This is a genomic window from Sphingomonas sp. Leaf20 (genome assembly GCF_001421535.1).
Taxonomy (GTDB): domain Bacteria; phylum Pseudomonadota; class Alphaproteobacteria; order Sphingomonadales; family Sphingomonadaceae; genus Sphingomonas.
The window spans coordinates 631,586-651,929 of sequence record NZ_LMKN01000009.1 but is presented as its reverse complement, the minus strand read 5'-3'; the positions used below and the strand labels follow the sequence as shown (position 1 = coordinate 651,929).

The following is a 20,344-nucleotide window of genomic DNA, read 5'->3' as shown; positions in this document are numbered from 1 at the left end:
GAGGCAGAGCCAAGCCCGCTTGGCTGGTCAGATCTGCGAATAGGACGTCGGAGCCAGGATCTGGTTTCCTATTCCCGTGGTGATTTCGGGGTCGGTAAGTCCCGGTGTCGCGATCAGCTTGCGCCACGCCGGATCCGTGGCGAATGTCTTCCAGTTCCGCTCGCGCGTCGCAAGATCCTGGAAGGTCAGCATGTACGTCAGGCTGGGAAGACGATGCCCCGTCAGGTCCTTGGCAAAGAAGACCGGCGTCAGGCCGGTACGGCGGAATATCGCAATCTCCCCGCCGGTGTCGAACATGTCGATCTTGGTGGCGCCCGACTTGTCGCTATGGCTGTAATACGTCCTCAGCTCGAAGATGCGCGCTGCGTTGCCACTGGCGGCGTCCGGAACCTCGAGGTCCGGGACGTGCGGGAAGGCCCGCATCAACTTCACGTCCATCGAGGCGTAGGGCGGCGCCTCGGGCGTGGCGTTGGCAAACGGCTCGGCCGCCTTGGCATAGCGCGCGTCAGAGCCCATCCTGTCGGGCATGGCAAGGAAATCCGCCATCGAGGGATGCGCGACGAGGACGAGGACGCTCGGGCTTCCCTCACCGATGGCGACCGTGAATACCCCCACCGGACCGCACCCTGCGCGTCGCGCGGCGGGGATGAAGGCCTCGCGGAGATAGGCGTCGAGGCGTGCCCGCATCGGGCCGTTGACCAGATGATAGGTTCGAAGCTCGTAGATGACCTGTCGGGTGGCTGGCCCGGGGCGGGACTGCGCACGCGCGTCGGCGCTTGCGAGCGTCACGCCCCCCAGCGCGGCACCGGCGAGCAGCGAACGTCGATCAACAGGATACGCCATAATGTCTGCTCCAAGCTCATTTTCCGCAACGAAGCGCATGCCGCCAGCATCGTCAATGGATGAGGGCAACGGCGAGCCTCTCTGCCGATAGGTTGACCCGTGCAGACGCTCACAGCCCGCCCTGGAACTGGAACGTGAACCGATAGGGCAGGGGCCCGTCGCGTCGCCCGCCCGATCGTTTGGGCGGCGTTGCTGTCACAAGCGTCAGACTGCCATCAGTGACATTGGCGGGATTGCCAAGCGTCAGATCGAGTTGCCTGGACCACCCGCCGCCCAGAACGGTAACCCGCACCACGAGACGCCCGGCCCAGACACACTGGGTGTCGACCGGACAGCGGCTGTCCTCGATCACCTTGTCGGCTCTCACGCGGGGTCCGTTGACGGCGGCGATCTGGCCCAGGCGCACCGGACCCTCGATGGGACGCTGCCCCGCGCAGCCTGCGAGCAGCGCCGCCACCGTCAGGAGCAGGCTTGACCTGACCATGTCCGAGCGCTCAGCCGCAGATCGCGGAAACGATGCGGCCGTCGGCGATCGTGACGGTGACGCGCTCGATGCGGTAGTCCCTCGTCGTCGGATCGCCCGGCGCGATGCGACGGACGATCGTGCCCCCGGTGCGCTTGAGGATGGCGGTGTCGTCCGGAGCGGCTTGCCCTGCCAGCGTCGCAGCGGCATCCGCCTTGCACGCCGCGGTTTGGCCACGGTCCGCGGCGCCGGTAGCCGCGCAGGCACCGAGCCCGAGCAATGCCACCAACGTGCCGGCCATAATCGTCTTCATCGCGTATCTCCTTCGAGGTCGCACCGCGGATAACGGGGCCAAGCTGAACCAAAGACGACGCCGGTGAGGCCTGGCCTTGGTCGCCGCCGCAATTATCGCGCGGCGCGATCAGGCACGTCAGCGATTGCCGATCAACGCGGCGATCGGCAACGCCTGCGGCGCGGCCCGCAACGCGTCCGCCATCGCGCGGTGCGTATCGCGGTCGCAGCCATAGTCGTACAGGAGGTGACCCGAGCGGCTGCCGTCGGTCCATCGCACGTCCGCAGACGGCAGATCGGACGCGTACATCCGACAGCCATCCGGACCGGTCAGCAGCCGTTCGCCCTCTGGAAGATAGGGCTGCAACCGTGTGAAGAAATCGCCGACCTGCGCGGGTGTCGCTTTGAACCGGTGTTCGCCGAACGTCGCCGTGTGGCTGGTGCCGGTAAACACGCCGGCACCGTCGGCCGCGACCGTCACGGTATAGACCGGGCAGGTCCCGTGGCACGGTGTCGTCGCGTAGGTCACGCTGCGGATTTGCGGTTTCGAGGGTGCGCCTGCTCGCGGCCCCACGTTTGTGTCGGTCGTGCATCCGCCGAGCGCGATAACCCCCGCTATCAATCCGATCGTACGCACCATCATCATCGCCCTTCTGTCATTGGCTGCCGGTCGATCCCAAGCCTCTCGGGTCACGCCGGCACGAGCTCGATGTTTCGATGATCACCGATGATCTCGAGCACGATTTCGAAATAGGTCTGCCCCGTGCCGTGGCGCAGCGCGTCGAGCTGACGACCGATCACGCCTACGTTGAATATGTCGGGCCTCTGCATCTTTTCGGACAGAAAGGCACGCGTTGCCTCGATGCCGAGCGCCGCGCGGCTTTGCGCCATATCCTGCCAGACAAGGCGGACCAGCTCGCGTCCCGTGATCGCGCCATAGCCGCCATAGAGCAGGTCGTCCAACGCATCGAGGCTGTTGGCCAACTGCCAATCCTCTCCCGCCATGAAGACCCGGTTGATCTCGGCATAGAAGGTGGGGATATCGACGATATTCTCGCCACGGATCGTCAGCGTCTTCATCACGGCAGACGGGCCTGCATGATTTCTGGTGCCTGCAGCCGGATCTGCGCGAGCATGGCGAGGTTTGTATGCGCTTCCCGGTCGAAGAGCCCGCTGCGACGATAGACCGACAGGCATCCGCGCGCGCTCATAGCATCTCCAGCGGCACGGGGCCGCGCGGGGCGGGAAAGGCGTCATCCAGTCGGGCGACGATGTCGTCGGATAACGCGAGATCGGCGGCGTTCCGGTTTTCGCGCACATGTCCGATCGTGGCCGCTTTCGGGATCGCGATGACGTTCGGGTGCCGGAGCGTCCAGGCAAGCGCGGTCTGTGCGGGCGTTGCCGCGATGTCGGCAGCAATAAGCGCCAGATCCACATTGTCGATCAGCCTGCCTTGCTCGACCGGGCTATAGGCCATCGCTGACATGCCATTGCCTGAGAGCCAGGGCAGCAGGTCGCGTTCGGGGCCGCGGCGCGTAAGATTGTAGAGGATCTGATCGGTCACGCACGCGGCGCCGCCGGCATCGATCAGCTCATCCATGTCCTGCGTATCGAGATTGCTCACGCCCCAATGACGGATCTTTCCCGCCTTCGTCAGCGCCTGCATTCCCTCGATCGTCTCGGACAAGGGTATGCGGCCACGCCAGTGCAGCAAGTACAGGTCAAGTCGATCCGTCCCCAGGCGGCGAAGGCTCGCCTCGCACGCGCTCTGCAACCGATCGTGCGACGCGTTCTGTGGATACGCCTTGCTCACGAGGAACACATCGTCACGGACACGCCCCAGCGCCTCGCCGATCAGTTCCTCCGCGGCGCCGTCCTCGTACATCTCCGCCGTGTCGATGAGCGTCATGCCAAGCTCGACACCGGTCCGCAGCGCGGCGATCTCCTCCGCGCGCCGTGCAGGGTTCTCGCCCATGTTCCATGTCCCCTGTCCGAGGCAGGGCGCATGCGTGTCTTTCGCGATTTGGACGGTACGCATCTCGATCTCCTGCGGCGCAGTCGCCGCGTTCGCCTTCAGAACGCGCGGGCGTGCGATCGATCCCGCGCTTTGAATGAACAATAGGACCAACCGGCGCGTCCTGCTTGCATCGGACGCACGTCTTGCGCGATCGGTGCGCAGCGAGTGACGCGACCACGGAAAGGGAATACGATGACCGAGGCGATCTGGGGTGACACGACCAAGACACCGGAGATCGACTGGCGCATGAGTGCGGCGCTGGAAAACGTGCCCCGGGGCGATGGCGACCTTCCCGAAGTCACCAACCTGGCCGGTGCGGTGCGGGCGTGGGTCGACCTCGATCCCGAGCACAAGGCGGCGGCGGTACTGACGACCGAACGCGCTGTCCTGATCGACGGCGTATCCTCGACGTCGTTCGCCGGGGATGGCATCGCGTCACTCGCCGAGCGCCTTCCTGCGTCGCCGTCCTCGATCGGAGGCTGACGGCGATGGCGCAGCCCAGCGTTCGTTTCGAAGGCGGTTCCGGCATATGGGTTGCGGAACGCGAAAGCGTCGGCTTTGTCGGCACGACCGATCTGGGCGACGTCGAATTCCTGATCACCGCGGATGCGCTTGCCGAACTGATCGACCCTGCGCTCGACGGCATGGACCCCGAGACCGCGATGGAAGGGTTCGAGGAGCATGAGGATGAAATTCACCACATTGCCCGGCGCGAATTCGTCAAGCGCCTGGGGGGCGAGCCGCCTATATTGTTGACGTCCGCGGATTTGGACGATCAGTAGCTGACGCACATCGGCGTTACGCTCGACCGACGGCGAGGCTGAAGCTCCGCGCCGCGGCGCTCACCAACGAGGTGGCAAGGACGGAATGATCATGATGAAGGCGCAGACGATGCGGCAGTTGCGCCGGATCCACCATTATATCGGCGTGTTCTTCACGCCCGCGATCCTGCTGTTCGCGCTCAGCGGCGCGCTGCAGACATTCCGGCTGCAGGAGGAAAAAGGCTATGGCGGTACGCCGCCGACCTGGATCGTATGGATGGCGAGCGTCCACAAGGATTCCGCAACGCCCCGCGATCGTGGCGCGGAACGCAAGGAGCAACGGCCCGTCGCGAACGTGGCAGAGCGGGGCCAACCGATCGCGAAGCCCGCGCCCGCATCCAGCAAGCCGTCTCGCCTGCCGATGCAGGTCTTCGTCGCGTTGTTGTCGGTCGGCCTGAGCATCTCGTCGGTATTGGGTGTCATGATCGCGCTCAACAATGCGGCGACGCGGCGCGTATCGATCCTCATGCTGATAATCGGAACGGCGCTGCCGCTGCTCCTCATGGTCTAACCGGCGTTCGCGAACGCCGTGCGGCGTTCGCGAAACAGGGGAGGGCCGCGCGCCCGGCTGCACTAACGCATCGTGATCCGCGGCGATGACTTGCAGCCGTTCTTTGCGGCCGACATGCTGCGCCCTATGATGATGACCCTGATCCTGAGCGTATTCGTGATGCCGCCAGCCGCAGCGATCACGGCGTTGCTGGGTTACGCCGTCAGACGGAGCCGCAGCGCCCCGAATGCTGCTGCCAGCGCAGTCCTCCTCGTCGGCACGGTCGTGCCACTCGCGATGCTCGTCTACGGCCTGTACCTCTCCTGGCCATGGCCCTGGGCCCGACCCGAGGCGCTTCACGACGGGCTCGGACAACCGGGCGCAATCCTAGTTGCGACCAGTGGGCCAGCATGGCTGGTTTGTCTCCTGGTCAGTCGGCGGATCCTGCGTCGCGAAAAAACCCGGTGATCCGCCATCGATCGTTCGTCAGATCCGCCTCAGATGACGATGACCCGCCAAGCCTTGCACACTCACGAAAACAAAATGCTTTATCTTATTAATCACAGCGGCGAGAAGGGCGCGGAACACACGATCGATGTGTCGCCACGGGAAGGATGACGTTCGATGCCACGACCCTGACCGGCACGCCGTTCAAGAACGAACGTAAAGCCTCCGACATTCGACGGTAGCCGCGCGAGGTTCCGCGCGATGTGAGAACCGTCTCGCCCCGGCCCGCTTCCTGCGCCGCATCTGTCGCGCGAAAGCCTCGTGAAGGACTTCCCAGATGGCATTTCTCCGATCGATTGCCCGGCACCGGGTCGCTCTGTCGCTCCTCTGCGCGAGCGGCGCAGCGCAGCCGCTGGTCGCGCAGGAACCCGTGACGACGCGCACGCCCGCGACCCCGCTGATCGCGCATGATCCGTATTTCAGCGTCTGGAGCTTCGCCGACACGACGACCGAGCAATCGACCCGGCACTGGACGGGTACGGACCAGCAAATGACCGGATGGCTTCGTGTCGACGGCAAGCCGCTGCGCTTCATGGGGCGGGGCGGGGCCGGCGACGCGATGAAGCAGACGTCGCGCGCGTTGACCCCGACGCGCACCAGCTACGAGTATGAAGGCGGGGGTGTCCGGTTGACCGCGACGTTCTTCACGCCCGCGCTGCCCGACGATCTCGATCTGCTCTCGCGGCCGGTGACGTATCTGAGCTGGACCGTGCGCGCGACCGACGCGCGCCGCCACGCCGTGCAGTTGTACTTCGACGCAAGCGCGCAGCTCGCGGTCGACAACGAACAGCAATCCGTCGTCTGGGGCACCAGCCGCGTCGGCGACATGGCCGTGATGCGGATCGGTACCAACACGCAGCAGGTGTTGGAGAAGGTCGGCGACAATCTGCGTATCGACTGGGGCTGGGCACAGCTCGCCGTGCCGCGACAGGCGGGGACCATGACCGCGACGATTGGCGAAAGCGGACGCGATCGATTCCTCAAGTCCGGCCGGATGCCCGACGCCGACGACATGGCGATGCCGCGGCTCGCGCATCAGGACCGGCCGGCGATGGCCATGCTGGTCGACTTCGGCGACGTCGGCGTGACCGCAGACACGCGGCGCGCGATGGTCGCCTATGACGACATCGACGGAATCGAGTATTTCAAGCGGCGGCTGCCCGCCTATTGGCGGCGCGACGGCATGACGATGGCCGACCTCCTGCTGAAGGCGGAGGCGGAGGAACCGGCTCTGCGCAAACGCGGCGAGGCATTCGACCGCGAACTCACCGCCGACCTGGAACGCGTCGGCGGCCGTGCCTATGCGGAGATCGCGGTGGTGGCGTACCGGCAGACGCTCGCCGCGCACAAGCTCGTCGCCGACATCGACGGACGACCGCTGTATTTCTCCAAGGAGAATTTCAGCAATGGCTGCATCGCCACGGTCGACATCACCTATCCGACGTCGCCCTTCTTCCTGTTGCTCAATCCCGATCTGCTCGAGGCGCAGCTGCGCCCGATCCTCGACTATGCGCAGATGCCGCGCTGGCGCTTCCCCTTCGCGCCGCATGACATCGGCACTTATCCGCAGGCGAACGGCCAGGTCTATGGCGGCGGCGAGCGCAGCGAGGACGACCAGATGCCGGTCGAGGAAAGCGGCAACATGCTGCTGATGGTCGGCGCGATCGCGAAGATCCGCGGCAATGCCGACCTTGCGGAACGCTATTGGCCGCTGCTGCAACGCTGGGCGGCCTATCTGCGCGACAAGGGCCTCGATCCCGAGAATCAGCTGAGCACCGACGATTTTGCCGGCCACCTCGCGCACAACACCAATCTGTCGATCAAGGCGATCAGTGCGCTCGACAGCTATGCCGAGCTCGCCCGGCTGCTCGGCAAGAAGGCGGAAGCGACGCGGTATCGCGCGCTGTCGCGGCAGATGGCCGCCAAGTGGCTCACGATGGCGCAGGACGGCGACCATACACGGCTGGCATTCGACCGCCCCGGTACGTGGAGCCAGAAATACAATCTCGCCTGGGACAAGGTGCTGGGGCGCAACCTGTTCCCCGCATCGCTGTTGCGTCAGGAGGTCGGTTTCTACCTGAAGAACCAGCAGCCATACGGCCTGCCGCTGGATAGCCGAAAGACCTATACCAAGCTCGACTGGATCGTCTGGAGCGCGACGCTGTCCGACGACCGGTCGGAGTTCGAGCAGCTGATCGCGCCGGTGCACCGCTACATGCGTGAAACGCCCAGTCGCGTGCCGCTCAGCGACTGGTACGAGACGAAGGACGGGGCGCAGGTCGGGTTCCAGGCGCGCGCCGTAGTCGGCGGCGTGTACATGAAAATGCTCACGGCGCCGGCGGTATGGAGCAAATGGGCCGGGCGCGCGCGAAAGCCGCAGTGACGCGGATCGCCGGGTGAGCCTGCATGAGCCCGTTGCTGCAGTGCAGCAAAGCCGAAGCCCCTGTCAGCACAAGTTTTTCTAGCCAGCCTGCGTGGTCGGCTCGGTCTAGATCGGCGGTTCGCTGTCGCCTGTGCAAGCGCGCGGGCGGGCGGCGGGATTCGACAGGGGTAATACGAAATGATGGTCACCGAGCTTCTGCTCACCGCCGCCGCACTCGCGACGGCCGCCGGACAGGCGTCCCCCGCTTCGGCGCAACGGCAGGCGCAACTCCCCGTCCGGGGCCAGTCCGAAGAGGAGCAGGCGGCACCCGTCGCGGACTCTGCATCGACGCCCGAGGAGGGTGACGACATCATCGTCACCGGCACGCGCGTCGAGGGACGAAGCCGTCTGGACAGCGCATCGCCGGTCGACGTGCTCAGCGGCGCCAGCCTGCAACGGCAGGGAACGACCGAGCTCGGCGCGGCGCTGTCGGCGATCGCGCCGTCGATCGACTTCCCGCGCCCCGCCGCCAACGACGGCACCGACGCAATCCGCCCAGCGACGCTTCGCGGTCTGTCGCCCGACCAGACACTGGTGCTGGTCAACGGCATTCGTGGGCATACCTCGGCGCTGCTCAATACCAACGGCACCGTCGGGCGCGGATCGGCGGCGGTCGATCTGAACACGATCCCGACCGTCGCGCTCGACCGGATCGAGGTGCTGCGCGACGGTGCATCGGCGCAATATGGCTCGGACGCGATCGCGGGTGTCGTCAATCTCAGGCTGCGGCAGGCGCGCAGCGGCGGCGGGGCGCAGGTGACCTACGGCTTCTACAATACCGAGGTCGACACCGCGCGCGGCAGCCGCGACGTCACCGGCGAGCACGCGCTGACCGCATCGGTATGGCAGGGCATCGGGTTTGGCCGGGACGGCTATCTGACCGTGTCGGGCGAGTACACCAAGCGGTTGCCGACCAATCGTGCGGACTTCGATCCGCGCGTCAGCCCGACCCGTGTGACCGGCCGCTACGGCGATCCCGCGGTCGAGCAATATACCGGCTTCGTCAACGCGGGGACGTCGCTCACCGATCATCTGAGCGTCTATGCGTTCGGCGGCTATCAGGACCGCGACAGCCGCAGCGCGGCATTCCCGCGGATCGCGACGACCGCCGCGCAGCCGTTGCTCGATCGGGCGGGCTATTCCGCCGGCTTCCTGCCGATCATCAACACCAAGTCGAAGGACATCAACTCGGCGGTGGGGCTGCGTGGCGACGCCGCGGGGTTCGATATCGACCTGTCGCTCAGCTATGGCCGCAACACGATCGTCTTCCGGACGCTCAACTCGGCAAACTACGCCTTCGGGACCGCGACCCCGCGCACGTTCGACGACGGGTCGCTCGCCTATGACCAATATGTCGCCGGGCTCGACGTCACGCGCAAGTTCGACGTGTTCCAGTCGCTCAACGTCGCCTTCGGGATCGAGGGACGGCGTGAGGGGTACAAGATCACCGCGGGGGAGCTTGCATCCTACGGCTATCCGGTGGCGGGGACGGTCACCGGTATTCCCGCCGGTACCAGCGTGGCGCCCGGCGCGCAGGGATTTGGCGGCTTCTCGCCGCTCAACGCGACCGAGCGGAGCCGGCGTAACGGCAGCATCTACCTCGATCTCGACGCGCAGGTGACCGACTCGCTGCTGCTCGGGATTGCGGGGCGCGCCGAGGACTATTCGGACTTCGGCACCACCGCGACGGGCAAGGTCTCGGCGCGCTACGATATCGCCGACTGGTTCGCGGTGCGCGGCACCGCCTCGACGGGCTTCCGCGCGCCGTCGCTCCAGCAGCAATATTTCACGCAGGTCGCGCAGGTCGTCACCAACGGCGTGCCGATCCAGACCGGCACCTACCCGTCGACCAGCGCGGTCGGTACCGCGCTCGGCGGGTTGCCGCTCGAGCCCGAAAAGTCGACCAATTTGTCGGTCGGTACGGTCATCCGCGCCGGCGGCTTCGACCTGACGGTGGACGCCTACCGCATCCATATCCGCGACCAGATCGGCCTGTCGGAGAACATCGCTGCGACGTTCAGCCCGCAGGTCGCGGGACTGCTGAACCCGTTCAACGTCTCGGCGGCGCGGTTCTTCATCAACGGGCTGGCGTCGACCACCAAGGGGATCGACGTGGTCGCGCACTACCGGCTGCGGACCGCGACCGCCGGGGCGTTCGATCTCACGCTGGCCGGCAACATCAACGACGTGAAGGTGACGCGCGTGCCCACCTCCACCGCGACGCTCAACCCTGCGCCCACCCTGTTCGCCCGCAGCCGCATCCTGACGCTCGAGGACGGGACGCCGCAGCAAAAGGTGACCGGCACGCTCGACTGGTCGCTCGACGAGATCGGCGCGCTCGCCCGCGTGACCTATTATGGCAACGTCAATCAGGCGGGAACGATCGCCAGCGCCGACGTCCATACGGGCAAGCACGCGATCACCGATCTCGAGCTGCGCTATGCCGCGGCGAAGGGCGCGCAGATCGGGCTGGGGGTGAGCAACGTGTTCGACGTCTATCCGGATCGAACGATCGCGGCGAACAACTCGACCGGGGTGCTGGGCTTCCCCTATTACTCGCCGTTCGGCTTCAACGGCCGCTACCTCTACGCGCGCCTCGGGGTGAACTGGTAAGCTGCTTCCCTGGAAAGGCGGCGATCCGCGTCGCCTTTCCTTCCTCGCCTGGCGACCCGCGGGCTGGAGCGACGACGAACGGGCATCAGCCCCCCCGTGCGGCGCGCCGCCGCCGCAGCCAGTGGAGCAAGCCCGTCGCGAACAGCACCGCCGGAACGAAGCCCAGTCCGACCGCGAGAACGCGTGTCGCCAGACCCCCGACCGTGCCGTCGTGCAACGTGCGGATCCAGCGCGCGACGACCGAACCGGTGCCGCCTCGCCGGACATCATGCACTGCGAGCACCCGGCCTGAGGGCCGATCCACGAACACATAGCTGCCGGGGAACCGGGGGTGGGGGTCGCCGGGCATCTGGAGACGCACCCGGATCGGCGTTTCCGGGGCGGTCGGCATGTCGATGAAGACGATGCGACCGCCAGGCAACGCGTGCTGTGCCAGCCGGAACGCCTGCACGATCGTGGTCCGGCCTGCGCCACCGTGCGGTGACTTCGGTGCGGGGATGGGGGCTGGGTGCAGCAGCGTCTGCGTGACCGATGGCAGCGCGAGCAGCACGCCGGTCGCGACCAACACGAACAGCAAGGGCATGCTCCAGAGCGCGGACAGCTTGTGCACGTCGCGAAGCCGGCGGATCGGGGCGGCGTCGCGCTTGAACGCGAGCGCCTTGCGCCAGCTTCCGCGCGGCCACCACGCGACGACGCCGCTGATCAGCAGCAGCAGCAGCGCGACACCCGACCATCCGACCACCTGTCCACCGACGTCACCGGCGAGCAGCTGCATGTGAAGCTCGTAGAGCCAGGTCATGAGGTAGCCGCCCCATGGTTCGGCGCGGACGATGTGCGTGCCGTCGCCCGAGAACCAGACCATCGTCCGGTCGGCGTGATGCCCGGGCGCGGGATAATAGCGGGCCTGGATCGCGCCGCTCTCGCGCGTCACCTCGAACGTCCACTTGCCCTGCGCATCGTGCCAGCGGGCGCGCCCGGTTGCCAGCGCGCGATCCCATGCAGGCGAGGTCATGGCTGGCGCGGGATCGTTCTGCCGCGCCTGGATCGCTGGATGCAGCGCTGCGTCGATGCTGGTGTAGAAGACCAGCGCCGACCCCGTCAGCCCGAGCACGACGAACAGCAGGCCGAGGCTCAACCCCAGCCAGAGATGCAGACGGCGGACGAGGATGCGCGCGCGTGATGCGGCGGATCGGTGATGCCCCGCCATGCTCAGAACCGTGTCGCGAGTGCGACTTCGAACGATCGCGGCGCGCCGATATAGACGTTGGTCGACGGGTAGCCGGAATACTCGCCGTAGAACGCGTCCGTCAGATTTCGCCCGCGCAGCGTCAGCGTCGCGTGCGCCGCGACCGGGAACGACACGCTGGCGTCCAGCACGCTATGCCCGGCCACCCGGATCGTGTTCGCGGTATCGGTGTAGAACGCACCGGCGTGACGCAGGAAACCGCCGAGCGTGACGCTGCGCGCGATCGTGAAGAGCGCCGACGCGTTGACCGTGGTGGAGGGGATGTTGATCGGGCGGTTGCCACTGCGGTCGATCCGCACGCCCGCCACCAGTTCGGACAGTTCGTCATACCGCGCGTCGGTGTAGGACACGCCGCCCGACAGCCGCAGCGCCGGTACGGGCGCGACGACACCGGACAGCTCGACACCCTGAGAGGATTGTCGGCCACCCTGTACGGCGAGCGCCGGGTTGCCGGGGTCGCGCGTCAGAATATCGCGTTGCGCGATACGGTACGCCGCACCCGTAACGCTCGCCCGTCCGCCCCATGTGCTTGCCTTGAACCCGGCCTCATAGGCGCGGCCCGTGGTCAGCCGGAACCGGCTGTTGGCGATCGACGCCAGCAGGATCGACGACACCGGCGATACGGCCGTCGTGTATTGCGCGTAGAGCGTTACTCCCGGGGTCACGTCCCACGTCGTTCCCGCCCGCCACGACACGGGGTCGAAGGTCGGGCTGTTTCGATCGACCGCGCCGGTCGCATTCTGTGTCGTCGCGCGATCGAGCGCCATGTGATCCCAGCGCACCCCGCCGACCAGCAGCCATCTGGGTGTCAGGTTCAGCGCGTCCTCCACGAACACCGAGCTCTGCTTCAGCCCCGAGTCGAACGTGACGTTGCCCGCGGTGAAGATCGCCGTTCCGCTGGGCAGGGGGACGACCGCCGGATTGCGGACGTCCACCGCCGGCAGCGTTGCCGCCGCCGCGGTCTGTCGCAGGCTGACGAAATCGGTATCGTTATGCTCGATCCCAAGGCTGAAGCGGTTGCGCAGACCGGCGATACGGCTGTCGTTCCCCACGACCCCGCGCGCGTTCCAGAACCGGTGATCGTGCCGGAAGTCCTGATAGGTCTGACGGAAGCTGCCATGCGGAAACGCCGCGGTCGGCGCGACAAAGCTCTGGCTGTCCGCGAGCAGGAACGCACGGTCGGCGGTGTAGCCTGTCAGGTCGAGCGCAACGCTCCACCCGCCGTCGATTGTCCAGTCGAGGCGTGAGCGGATCGTCGTCTCGTTCGCGCCCGAATAGGCGCCCTGCGGGTTATAGTTGCGCCGACGCAGCGCACGATCTGCGACCAGCCCACTTGCCGACGTGACGGCGTCGGTAGGGCGCAGGGCATATTGGCCCGGGATCAGCGGCAGGCCCTGATAGGTCGCGTCATAGCGATCCTCGAAATGATCGACCGCGACCAGCAGCGAAAGGCGGTCGCTTGGCCGCCACAGCGCGCTCGCGGTCAGTCCGGCCGAGAGCGTGTCGTTGTTGTCGACGTCATAGAGGCTGTCCGATCGCTGGTAGCTGGCGTCCGCGCGCACCGCGATCGTGGAGGATAGCGGCAGATTGACCCCGCCCGCTGCAAAGACCGTGGCGAAGCTGCCGACCGAGAGCAGCGTATCGAGGTGGCGTTCGCCCAGCACCGGCTTGCGCGTCACCTTGTTGATGACCCCGGCCAACGCGCCCTCGCCATAGAGGACGGACGCCGGCCCCTTCAGCACCTCGACCCGGTCATAATGCCAGGTGTTGCTGTCGCGCTGGACGACGGTCGACGCCGAAACCCGCACCCCGTCCTGAAGGATCGACACGGTGTTGCCCGCGAAGCCGCGCAGGCTGACGACCGCCGGATTGCCCGGCACGTTGCCGGCGATAGCGCCCACCACGTCGTTGAACGCCTCGCGCGCGGTACGCAGACCGCGGATCTGCAGGTCGTCCTGTGTCAGTACCTCGACGCTCGCCGGTGTTTCGCGGATCGAGAGACCGAGGCGACTGCCCGCCTGCGCCTGGTCGTCGAGCTTGAGGGGGTCGCGCTGGCCGGTGACGATGATCGTCGCGTCGGTGCGGTCGACGGCGATGTCGCGCCTCTGTGCGCTGACCGGAACGGCGAGCAACAGACAGGGCACGGCCGCGCCTGTCAGCAAATAGGATCGGAGCATGGGAATACCTCTGGCCGGCCCGGCGCCGACGATGGCGCAGGCCGCAATTCACGAACGCGCCGACGGGAACGGCGCGGGATGACGGGTCAGAGGTAAGCGGGTGGTGCGCGCAACGGCGGGCGTAGAAAGGCCGGTCTTGCTGGCGCGGGCACGCGCGTCGCTACCACGCCGACGGCGAGGATGAAGGCGATCAGGCTGGCAAGCTGGACCGGGTCGATCGCGTTGATCACGGCGGCCGAGAGGCCGGAGAAGGCGCACGGCATCTCGGCCTTGCCGTGATCGCCCGCCTTGCCGTGATCGGGCATATCCCCGTGCATTCCGGGCATATCGTTCGTCGTGACCGGACCGGCGCCCGGACAGAGCGTGATGACGATCTGGCCGTGATCGCTCGCGATCATGTAGCCGGTGGGTACCAGCACCTTGAGCAACAGCGTCGCCACGCACAGCAGCACGGCCAGATGGCGTTGCGCGAGAAGGTGGCGAATGGCCTGCACGCCGGGCAAGTACCGGGGCGGGAGCAGCGTGTCACCCGGACATTCCGCCCTACCGCCCCGTCACCGGCGCGCGCCGTGTTCAGCGGATCGCCGCGCCGGCCTGCCCGAGCGTCAATCGCACGGCGTCCGGGTCATCCGGCGATCGTGAACACCGACCCGGAATCGACCCGTATGCCCGCGCCGTTGATGAAGCTGGCGCGCTCCGAGCACAGGAATGCGACGGCGGCGGCGACCTCCTCGGCCCGGCCCCGGCGCTTGAGCACCATGCCGGGACGCTCCTCCTCGAGGAAGCTATCAATTGCTGCGTCAAAGCTTTCGCCGCGCTCCTCGGCGCGCTTGCGCATCATCTTGTCGGTCATCGGCGTCGCGATGAACGCAGGCGAGACGGTGTTCACGAGGACATTGTCGCCGCCATAGGCCTTGGACAGCCCTTTCGCGAGGCTGAGGATCCCCGCCTTCGACGCGCAATAGGCCAGCTCGTCGACATAGGGCTGAACCGCATCCTCGGAGGCGAACAGCACGATCCGGCCCCAGCCGCTGTCGCGCATCGCCGGGATCGCCTCGCGGCACATGCGCACCGCGCCCATCAGATTGATGTCGAGCGTCTGCTGCCAGCCGGCATCGTCGACGTCGAGGAAATCGCCCGTGGCACCCGTCACGCCCGCTGCGTTGACGTAGATATCGGGGTTGCCCAGCCGCTTGCGAACCTCTGCCCAGATGGCGCGGACATCGTCGATGCTGGTCACGTCGCCCGTCACCGCGACGACCTCGCCGAGCGGCGACAGTTCGGCCAGTGCATCGTCGAGCGTACCGCCCGGCTGATCGGTGATCGCGACGCGCACGCCCGCCTCGAGCAGCAGTCGTGCCGTCTCCTTGCCCATCCCCGAATCCGCGCCGCTGATCAGCGCGATACGACCCTTGATACCCAAATCCATGATGATCTCCTCAAAAACGCGATGCGAGAAAACGGTCGGCGGTGCGCAGCGACAACGCCATGATCGTCAGCGCGGGGTTGGCCGCCAGCGCGCTCGGGAAGACGGAGTTGTCGCATATCAGCAGATTGGGAACGTCGAAGCTGCGGCCGTCGGGGTCGACCACCGCCTCGTCGCCATCATGCCCCATGCGGCAGGTGCCGATGGTATGCGCCGAGCGATCGACCGCGAAGATATCCTGCGCACCCGCCGCGGCCCAGATGTCGGTGAGCGTGCGCCGCGCGTGGCGATCGATCGCCTGTTCGTTCGCATGATAGCTGAAGTCGATCCGCGCCTTGCGGTGACCGAAGCCGTCGACCTCGTCGGCGAGCGTCAGCCGGTTGTCGGCATGCGGCAGGCACTCGCCGTTGATGCCGATCCCGGCCATCCGGTTGTAGCCGCGAAGGATCGTCTGGAGCCGTTCGCCCCAGAGACCCGCGCCGCGTGCCAGCCCGGTGGCGAGATTGACGGGCAGCACGCCCAGGCTCTGGATCAGATAGCCCCCCGCGCAGCCGGCATCGCCGGGTCGCATCATGTCCTCGCTGATCAGCGACGAGGGATAGCCGCGGTTCATCCGCATCTCGGCGTCGAACCGGCCCCAGACCTGCGTCGCGACATGCGCCATGAAGTTGCGCCCGACCTGACCGCTCGAATTGGCGATGCCGAGGTTCAGCAACAGGCGCGGTGTCTCCACACCGCCGGCGCACAGGAAAACGGCGGAGCAGCGCTGGCGATGCTCCTGGCCACCCTGGTGATACACGACCGCATTGATCCGGCCGCTTGCGTCGAACGCGAACGACACCACGCGTGCGCCGGCGCGGATCTCGGCCCCATGCGCCACCGCGACCGGCAGATAGGTCGTGTCCATGCTCGTCTTGGCAGCGTTGCGGCAGCCCTGGTGGCAGGTCCCGCAGTTGACGCAAGCTTGCCGCTGTCCCCAGTGCGGCTGATCCCGATCGCGCGAGACCAGCGCGGCGGGGGCATCGGTCGCGGTGATCCCGACCGCCGCGCAGCCGCGCGCCATCGCATCGGCCGACGCGTTGCGCGCGACGGGGGGATAGGCATAGCGGCGTGCGGGATCCCAGGGATAGTCCGCTGGCCCCGATACGCCGGTGTCCTGCTCCACCTCCTCGATGTAGCGGACGAGTTCGGCATGCGCGATCGGCCAGTCGGCGCCTTCGCCGGTCAGCGTCTTCAGTTGCAGGTCGCGCGCGTCGGGACGCGGGCAGAACGCTCCCCAGTGCAACGTCGAGCCACCGACGCCCATACCCGAATTGTTCGATCCGAACGCGGTGGGCGTCGATCCGCCGCTCAGTCGTTCCTCCATCCAGTAGATATCGGCCGCGACCTCGTCGGCGACATGCTCGTCGGGCCGGAACGCACGGCCGGCCTCCAGCGCCACGACCGAAAGCCCCGCTTGTGCAAGACGCGCGGCGAGCGGCGCGCCTCCGGCACCCGTGCCGATCACGACCGCATCGACGACATCCGTCGCGGCATGGCGTGGCGTCCTCATGACCGACGCTCCGCCGAGGGCTGCCATGCTTCCCGATCACCGGCACTGGTGCGGGCATAGCCCTGCTTGCGCCGACCATCGCCGCCTACCGCAAAGCCGTCATAGACGATCGCCGCCATCGTTGCCGGCAACGACATCCAGACGCGGACCGTCTCGGCACGGACGTCTTCGAACCAGAGCGTCATCTGTGCGGGGGAAAGATGCGCTTCATCCTCCTCGATACCGACAGCGCCGCTGGCGATCCGGTCCAGCCATTCGCTCTGGGCCTGAGGCGCCAACGTGGAAAAGCCGCCCGTGGCTGCGTTCAGCGTCGCGAGCCCGCGTTCCCATGCCTCGGCATCGCGGGGCAAGGCGGCGAAGCGCCAGCCGTCGCCGGTGCCCTCGGCGATGCCGGCAAGGATCCGATCCGCCAGGTCGCGGTCGGCGCCGCAATCGGGCAGGATCTGCGCGACGAGCGACGCGACGGTCGCGCTGTGCTCGTCCGTCCAGATCGCAGCGCGCGGCGGCGGCGGACGCATCCGGTCGAGCATAACGCCGCGCGTCCGGTGGCTGACGCGGTCGGACCCGAGCAGCCGGGCAAAAGCCGGCGGCAACATCGCGTGCGCGACCGCGGTCGCGTGACCGCGGATCAACGCGGCGAGACGCTGCGGCTGTTCATAGGGGATGAGGTGCGCCGCCCCCTCGACTGTCTTCACCACGGCGGTGGCATAATGCGGCAGGTTGAGCCGGCGCTGCGCGTCCTCGCCGAGGTCGCCGTCTTCGGCGCCCGCGAGGATCAGCGCGGGGATCGATATCCGCCCCGCATCGGCACTCCAGTCCTCGCGGCTGCCGCGTTCGAGCCAGCCGACCCAGGCGTCCCTGCTCGAGCGCAGCACGTCGTTGATCGCCTGATCGCGCAACGATCCCGTGAGCGGCGTCGCGGTGTTGGCATCGACGAAGGTCGCTGCGTCTTCGCGCGCAATCTGCCCGTCGGCGAACCATCCGATCATCTCCGCGCGGCGATCCTCGTCCATCGGTTCGGGGGCAGGGGGCGATGCCGCAACCAGCACCACGCCGAGGACGCCCGACAAGCCGATCTCCCCCGCTGCGGCGCGCGCTGCCACAAGCGTGACGACCTTGCCGCCCATGCTATGCCCGACGAGCACGCACGCGGTGAGGTCGCGCGAGCGGATCTCGTCTGCGAGCCAGTCCGTCAGTGTCTCTACGTCGGCGTGACCCGCATCCGCCGCGTCGCCGAATCCCGGCAGGTCCAGAGCAACGCAGTCATGGTCGGGCAACGCGTCGACGACCTGCCGCCATTCCCGGCCGCTGGCGCCAAGCGCGTGTAGGAACACCAAAGTTGGTCCGGGCATGTAACCTCGCGATTCTATCCCCTGCCGGACGATGCAGACACCGGTCCGTTCCTTGGCTCGAACCGGTCAGGGTGATCTGAATCAATTTACCGTCCGTTTGCGCGCGGCCAGCGCAAACGTGGAAGCCTGTGCCGAGAGGTGCGGGGCCGCGACGGGACTACCAGCGTCCCTCAATCATTCGGCGCTGGCGTTCGGCTTCCGCTGCGCTGGTGCTGGGATGCGGGTGGGGACCGATCGCGACCGGCCCGGCCGGTGCCCAGCGCGTGACGATCACGCCCTTCGCGCCGACCTGCTGGTCGATCAGCCGCAGCGTCCCCGGCGGCGTGCCGTCGCCGAACAGCCGCTTGCCGGTGCCGAGCACGACGGGGAAGGTCATGAGCACCAGTTCGTCGATCAGCCCGGCCGCCAGCAGCGGCGGGTACAGCGTCGATGATCCCTGGATCAGCAGGTCGGGACCGTCGCTTTGCTTCAGCGCGCCAATCGCGGCGATGCCGTCGAGACGATGGCTGTTCGCCCACTCGAGCGGCTGATCGCTGTCCGTCACGACATACTTGTCGGCCGCGGTGAACGCGTCCCCCATATCGGCCATCTCGCCCTCGACGAACGGCCAATAGGCCGCAAAGATGTCGTAGGTCCGCCGGCCGAGGAGCAGCGCGTACGGCGGTTCGAATAGTCCGCCCAGCACCGGGTCGATCACGTCGTCGCCGACGCCGAACACCCAGCCGCCCAGGGCGAAACCGCCCGTCGGGTCTTCGGTCGGTCCTCCGGGGGCCTGCATCACGCCGTCAAGCGACACGAACGCCGCGCCGGCCAGCTTACGCATCGATCAGCTCCTTTCGGTGGATGCCATGCTGCGTGACGTTTTCTGCGCGAAACCGTCGCGCCGCAAGCGCCGAATTGCCGTTCCGCAGGGCCTGAACCAGCGTCTCCTCGCGTGGCGAGCGTCCGCGCTACCGGCATGTTGGCTGTCATGGCTCAGATGCGGAGCAGACCCGCCATCGGGCGGTCGCGCGTCGCCTGCGCGAACAGGCCACGCCCGACCCGCTCGGGATCGAGCGCAAGACTTTCCGCGGCGGCACCAGCGATCAGCGAGTCGAGCGCACCCGTCGGGCGCAGGTCGCGCGCTTCGTAGAGGTTCGCGGGCGCCAGCCCCGGCCAGTCCGCAATCACGCGGCCGCCCTTGACCGCACCGCCGACGAGCATCGCCACCGATCCCGTGCCATGGTCCGTCCCGCCGGTTCCGTTGACCGCCACGGTGCGGCCGAACTCGGTCGCTACGAGCACCGTCGTATTCGCCCAGACCGGGCCGAGGCCGTCGCGCAGCGCGGCGAGCATCGCGTCGAGCTTTTTGAGCTGGTTTGCCAGCCGACCTTTCTGGGCGGTGTGCGTGTCCCATCCGAGCGTTTCGAGCATCGCGATCCGGGGGCCGTTCGGCTTGGTCAGGAAACTGGCGGTGAGGCGGCCAAGGCTCGCGGGGTCCTGTCCGCTGTTCGCACCGGTCGCTAAGCCTTTCGTCTCGAGCGCGGCGGCCCAGGCGGTGTGGAGTTGCGGATCCTCGGCGTAGAGCGCGGTCACGCGCGTCATGAGGTCGTCCGCTGCATGCGGCAGCGCGGACGGCGCGAACGACGCGACCTGGACGGAACCGCGCAGTGCGGTGGGCACCGTTGGCGCGATCGCGATCGCCTCGTCGCTCGATCGCGGGAGCATCGTGACCAGCCGGTTGAGCCAGCCGTCACGCACGACATAGGGTTGCGCGCCACCCGTTTCGAGCACGTTCTGGCCATCGAAATGCGACCGGTCGCGATAAGGCGAAGCGACCGCGTGGACGAACAGCGCCTGGCCCTGCCCATACATCCGGCCGACCTCGGCGAGCGCTGGATGCAGCGAGAACATGCTATCCAGTCTGGTCCCCGCGCCATCCCCGACCAGGTCCCCGCGAAGGCCTGCAAACGCCGGATCGCCCGTCGGGCGGAGGATGTCGAGGCCGTCCGCCGCGCCGCGCTGGATGATGAAGACGAACCGGCGGTCGGTCGCCACGGTGGCGAGCGCGAGGCCGGGGGCGACGAACAGCGCGCCCGCGCCGATCGCGGCGGTGGACAGGAAACTGCGACGGGCGATCATCGG

21 protein-coding genes are annotated in these 20,344 nt (G+C 67.4%); 6 read left to right on the top strand and 15 right to left on the bottom strand.

Annotation, left to right across the window (positions count from 1 at the left end; genetic code table 11):
- Positions 1-27: 27 nt before the first annotated feature.
- The 7 genes from ASE72_RS16335 to ASE72_RS16310 all read right to left on the bottom strand — a co-directional run bounded on the left by ASE72_RS16335 (position 28) and on the right by ASE72_RS16310 (position 3,635).
- Complete coding sequence (locus ASE72_RS16335) at positions 28-843, bottom strand: NIPSNAP family protein (RefSeq protein ID WP_056023710.1); 816 nt, start codon at positions 841-843, stop codon at positions 28-30.
- A 109-nt stretch (positions 844-952) separates the two neighbouring features.
- Positions 953-1,300 (bottom strand): hypothetical protein, encoded by a 348-nt coding sequence (locus ASE72_RS16330; protein ID WP_200916320.1) that lies wholly within the window; start codon positions 1,298-1,300, stop codon positions 953-955.
- A gap of 37 nt (positions 1,301-1,337) precedes the next feature.
- Positions 1,338-1,619, bottom strand: a complete 282-nt coding sequence (locus tag ASE72_RS16325) for an I78 family peptidase inhibitor (RefSeq protein WP_056023704.1) — start codon at positions 1,617-1,619, stop codon at positions 1,338-1,340.
- Positions 1,620-1,736: 117 nt separating this feature from the next.
- Complete coding sequence (locus ASE72_RS16320) at positions 1,737-2,126, bottom strand: DUF6438 domain-containing protein (protein ID WP_156350556.1); 390 nt, start codon at positions 2,124-2,126, stop codon at positions 1,737-1,739.
- A gap of 161 nt (positions 2,127-2,287) precedes the next feature.
- Positions 2,288-2,677, bottom strand: coding sequence for a barstar family protein (locus ASE72_RS16315; RefSeq protein ID WP_056023698.1), 390 nt, complete (start codon positions 2,675-2,677; stop codon positions 2,288-2,290).
- A complete protein-coding gene (locus ASE72_RS21070) occupies positions 2,677-2,808 on the bottom strand; it encodes a hypothetical protein (RefSeq protein WP_268795908.1) in 132 nt (43 codons plus the stop codon). Before ASE72_RS21070 ends, ASE72_RS16315 begins: the two co-directional genes overlap by 1 nt.
- On the bottom strand, positions 2,805-3,635 hold the full coding sequence (locus tag ASE72_RS16310) for an aldo/keto reductase (protein WP_056024387.1): 831 nt from the start codon (positions 3,633-3,635) through the stop codon (positions 2,805-2,807). Before ASE72_RS16310 ends, ASE72_RS21070 begins: the two co-directional genes overlap by 4 nt.
- 171 nt (positions 3,636-3,806) lie before the next feature.
- On the opposite strand from ASE72_RS16310, the gene ASE72_RS16305 reads away from it, so the two are divergent.
- The 6 genes from ASE72_RS16305 (at position 3,807) to ASE72_RS16280 (ending at position 10,467) form a co-directional block, all read left to right on the top strand.
- Positions 3,807-4,097, top strand: a complete 291-nt coding sequence (locus ASE72_RS16305; RefSeq protein ID WP_056024384.1) for a hypothetical protein — start codon at positions 3,807-3,809, stop codon at positions 4,095-4,097.
- A gap of 5 nt (positions 4,098-4,102) precedes the next feature.
- Positions 4,103-4,396 (top strand): DUF1488 family protein, encoded by a 294-nt coding sequence (locus ASE72_RS16300; RefSeq protein ID WP_056023695.1) that lies wholly within the window; start codon positions 4,103-4,105, stop codon positions 4,394-4,396.
- Between the two features lie 91 nt (positions 4,397-4,487).
- Positions 4,488-4,946 carry a hypothetical protein gene (locus tag ASE72_RS16295; protein ID WP_235532400.1) on the top strand — a complete coding sequence of 153 codons (459 nt, stop codon included), beginning with the start codon at positions 4,488-4,490 and terminating at the stop codon, positions 4,944-4,946.
- Between the two features lie 72 nt (positions 4,947-5,018).
- The gene (locus ASE72_RS16290; protein ID WP_156350554.1) at positions 5,019-5,393 is read left to right on the top strand and encodes a hypothetical protein; all 375 of its coding nucleotides are present in this window, start codon (positions 5,019-5,021) and stop codon (positions 5,391-5,393) included.
- Positions 5,394-5,709: 316 nt separating this feature from the next.
- The gene (locus ASE72_RS16285; RefSeq protein ID WP_156350552.1) at positions 5,710-7,815 is read left to right on the top strand and encodes a glutaminase family protein; all 2,106 of its coding nucleotides are present in this window, start codon (positions 5,710-5,712) and stop codon (positions 7,813-7,815) included.
- 177 nt (positions 7,816-7,992) lie between these two features.
- The gene (locus ASE72_RS16280) at positions 7,993-10,467 is read left to right on the top strand and encodes a TonB-dependent receptor plug domain-containing protein (RefSeq protein ID WP_082446164.1); all 2,475 of its coding nucleotides are present in this window, start codon (positions 7,993-7,995) and stop codon (positions 10,465-10,467) included.
- A gap of 85 nt (positions 10,468-10,552) precedes the next feature.
- Here the strand turns inward: ASE72_RS16280 and ASE72_RS16275 are convergent, their stop codons facing one another.
- From ASE72_RS16275 to ASE72_RS16240, 8 genes are all read right to left on the bottom strand, one after another.
- Positions 10,553-11,674: a PepSY-associated TM helix domain-containing protein gene (locus ASE72_RS16275; RefSeq protein ID WP_056023689.1), complete on the bottom strand. Its 1,122-nt coding sequence runs from the start codon at positions 11,672-11,674 to the stop codon at positions 10,553-10,555.
- Between the two features lie 2 nt (positions 11,675-11,676).
- A complete protein-coding gene (locus ASE72_RS16270) occupies positions 11,677-13,890 on the bottom strand; it encodes a TonB-dependent receptor (RefSeq protein ID WP_235532399.1) in 2,214 nt (737 codons plus the stop codon).
- 86 nt (positions 13,891-13,976) lie between these two features.
- A complete protein-coding gene (locus ASE72_RS16265) occupies positions 13,977-14,384 on the bottom strand; it encodes a DUF2946 family protein (RefSeq protein ID WP_056024368.1) in 408 nt (135 codons plus the stop codon).
- 131 nt (positions 14,385-14,515) lie between these two features.
- A complete protein-coding gene (locus ASE72_RS16260) occupies positions 14,516-15,319 on the bottom strand; it encodes an SDR family NAD(P)-dependent oxidoreductase (protein WP_056023686.1) in 804 nt (267 codons plus the stop codon).
- Positions 15,320-15,329: 10 nt separating this feature from the next.
- Positions 15,330-16,868, bottom strand: coding sequence for a GMC family oxidoreductase (locus ASE72_RS16255; RefSeq protein WP_056023683.1), 1,539 nt, complete (start codon positions 16,866-16,868; stop codon positions 15,330-15,332).
- On the bottom strand, positions 16,865-18,220 hold the full coding sequence (locus ASE72_RS16250; protein WP_056023680.1) for an alpha/beta fold hydrolase: 1,356 nt from the start codon (positions 18,218-18,220) through the stop codon (positions 16,865-16,867). The genes ASE72_RS16255 and ASE72_RS16250 overlap by 4 nt, the downstream gene beginning before the upstream one ends.
- Positions 18,221-18,377: 157 nt before the next feature.
- The gene (locus tag ASE72_RS16245) at positions 18,378-19,043 is read right to left on the bottom strand and encodes a dihydrofolate reductase family protein (RefSeq protein ID WP_056023677.1); all 666 of its coding nucleotides are present in this window, start codon (positions 19,041-19,043) and stop codon (positions 18,378-18,380) included.
- A 152-nt stretch (positions 19,044-19,195) separates the two neighbouring features.
- Positions 19,196-20,341 (bottom strand): DUF1501 domain-containing protein, encoded by a 1,146-nt coding sequence (locus tag ASE72_RS16240; RefSeq protein WP_056023674.1) that lies wholly within the window; start codon positions 20,339-20,341, stop codon positions 19,196-19,198.
- Positions 20,342-20,344 lie beyond the last annotated feature (3 nt).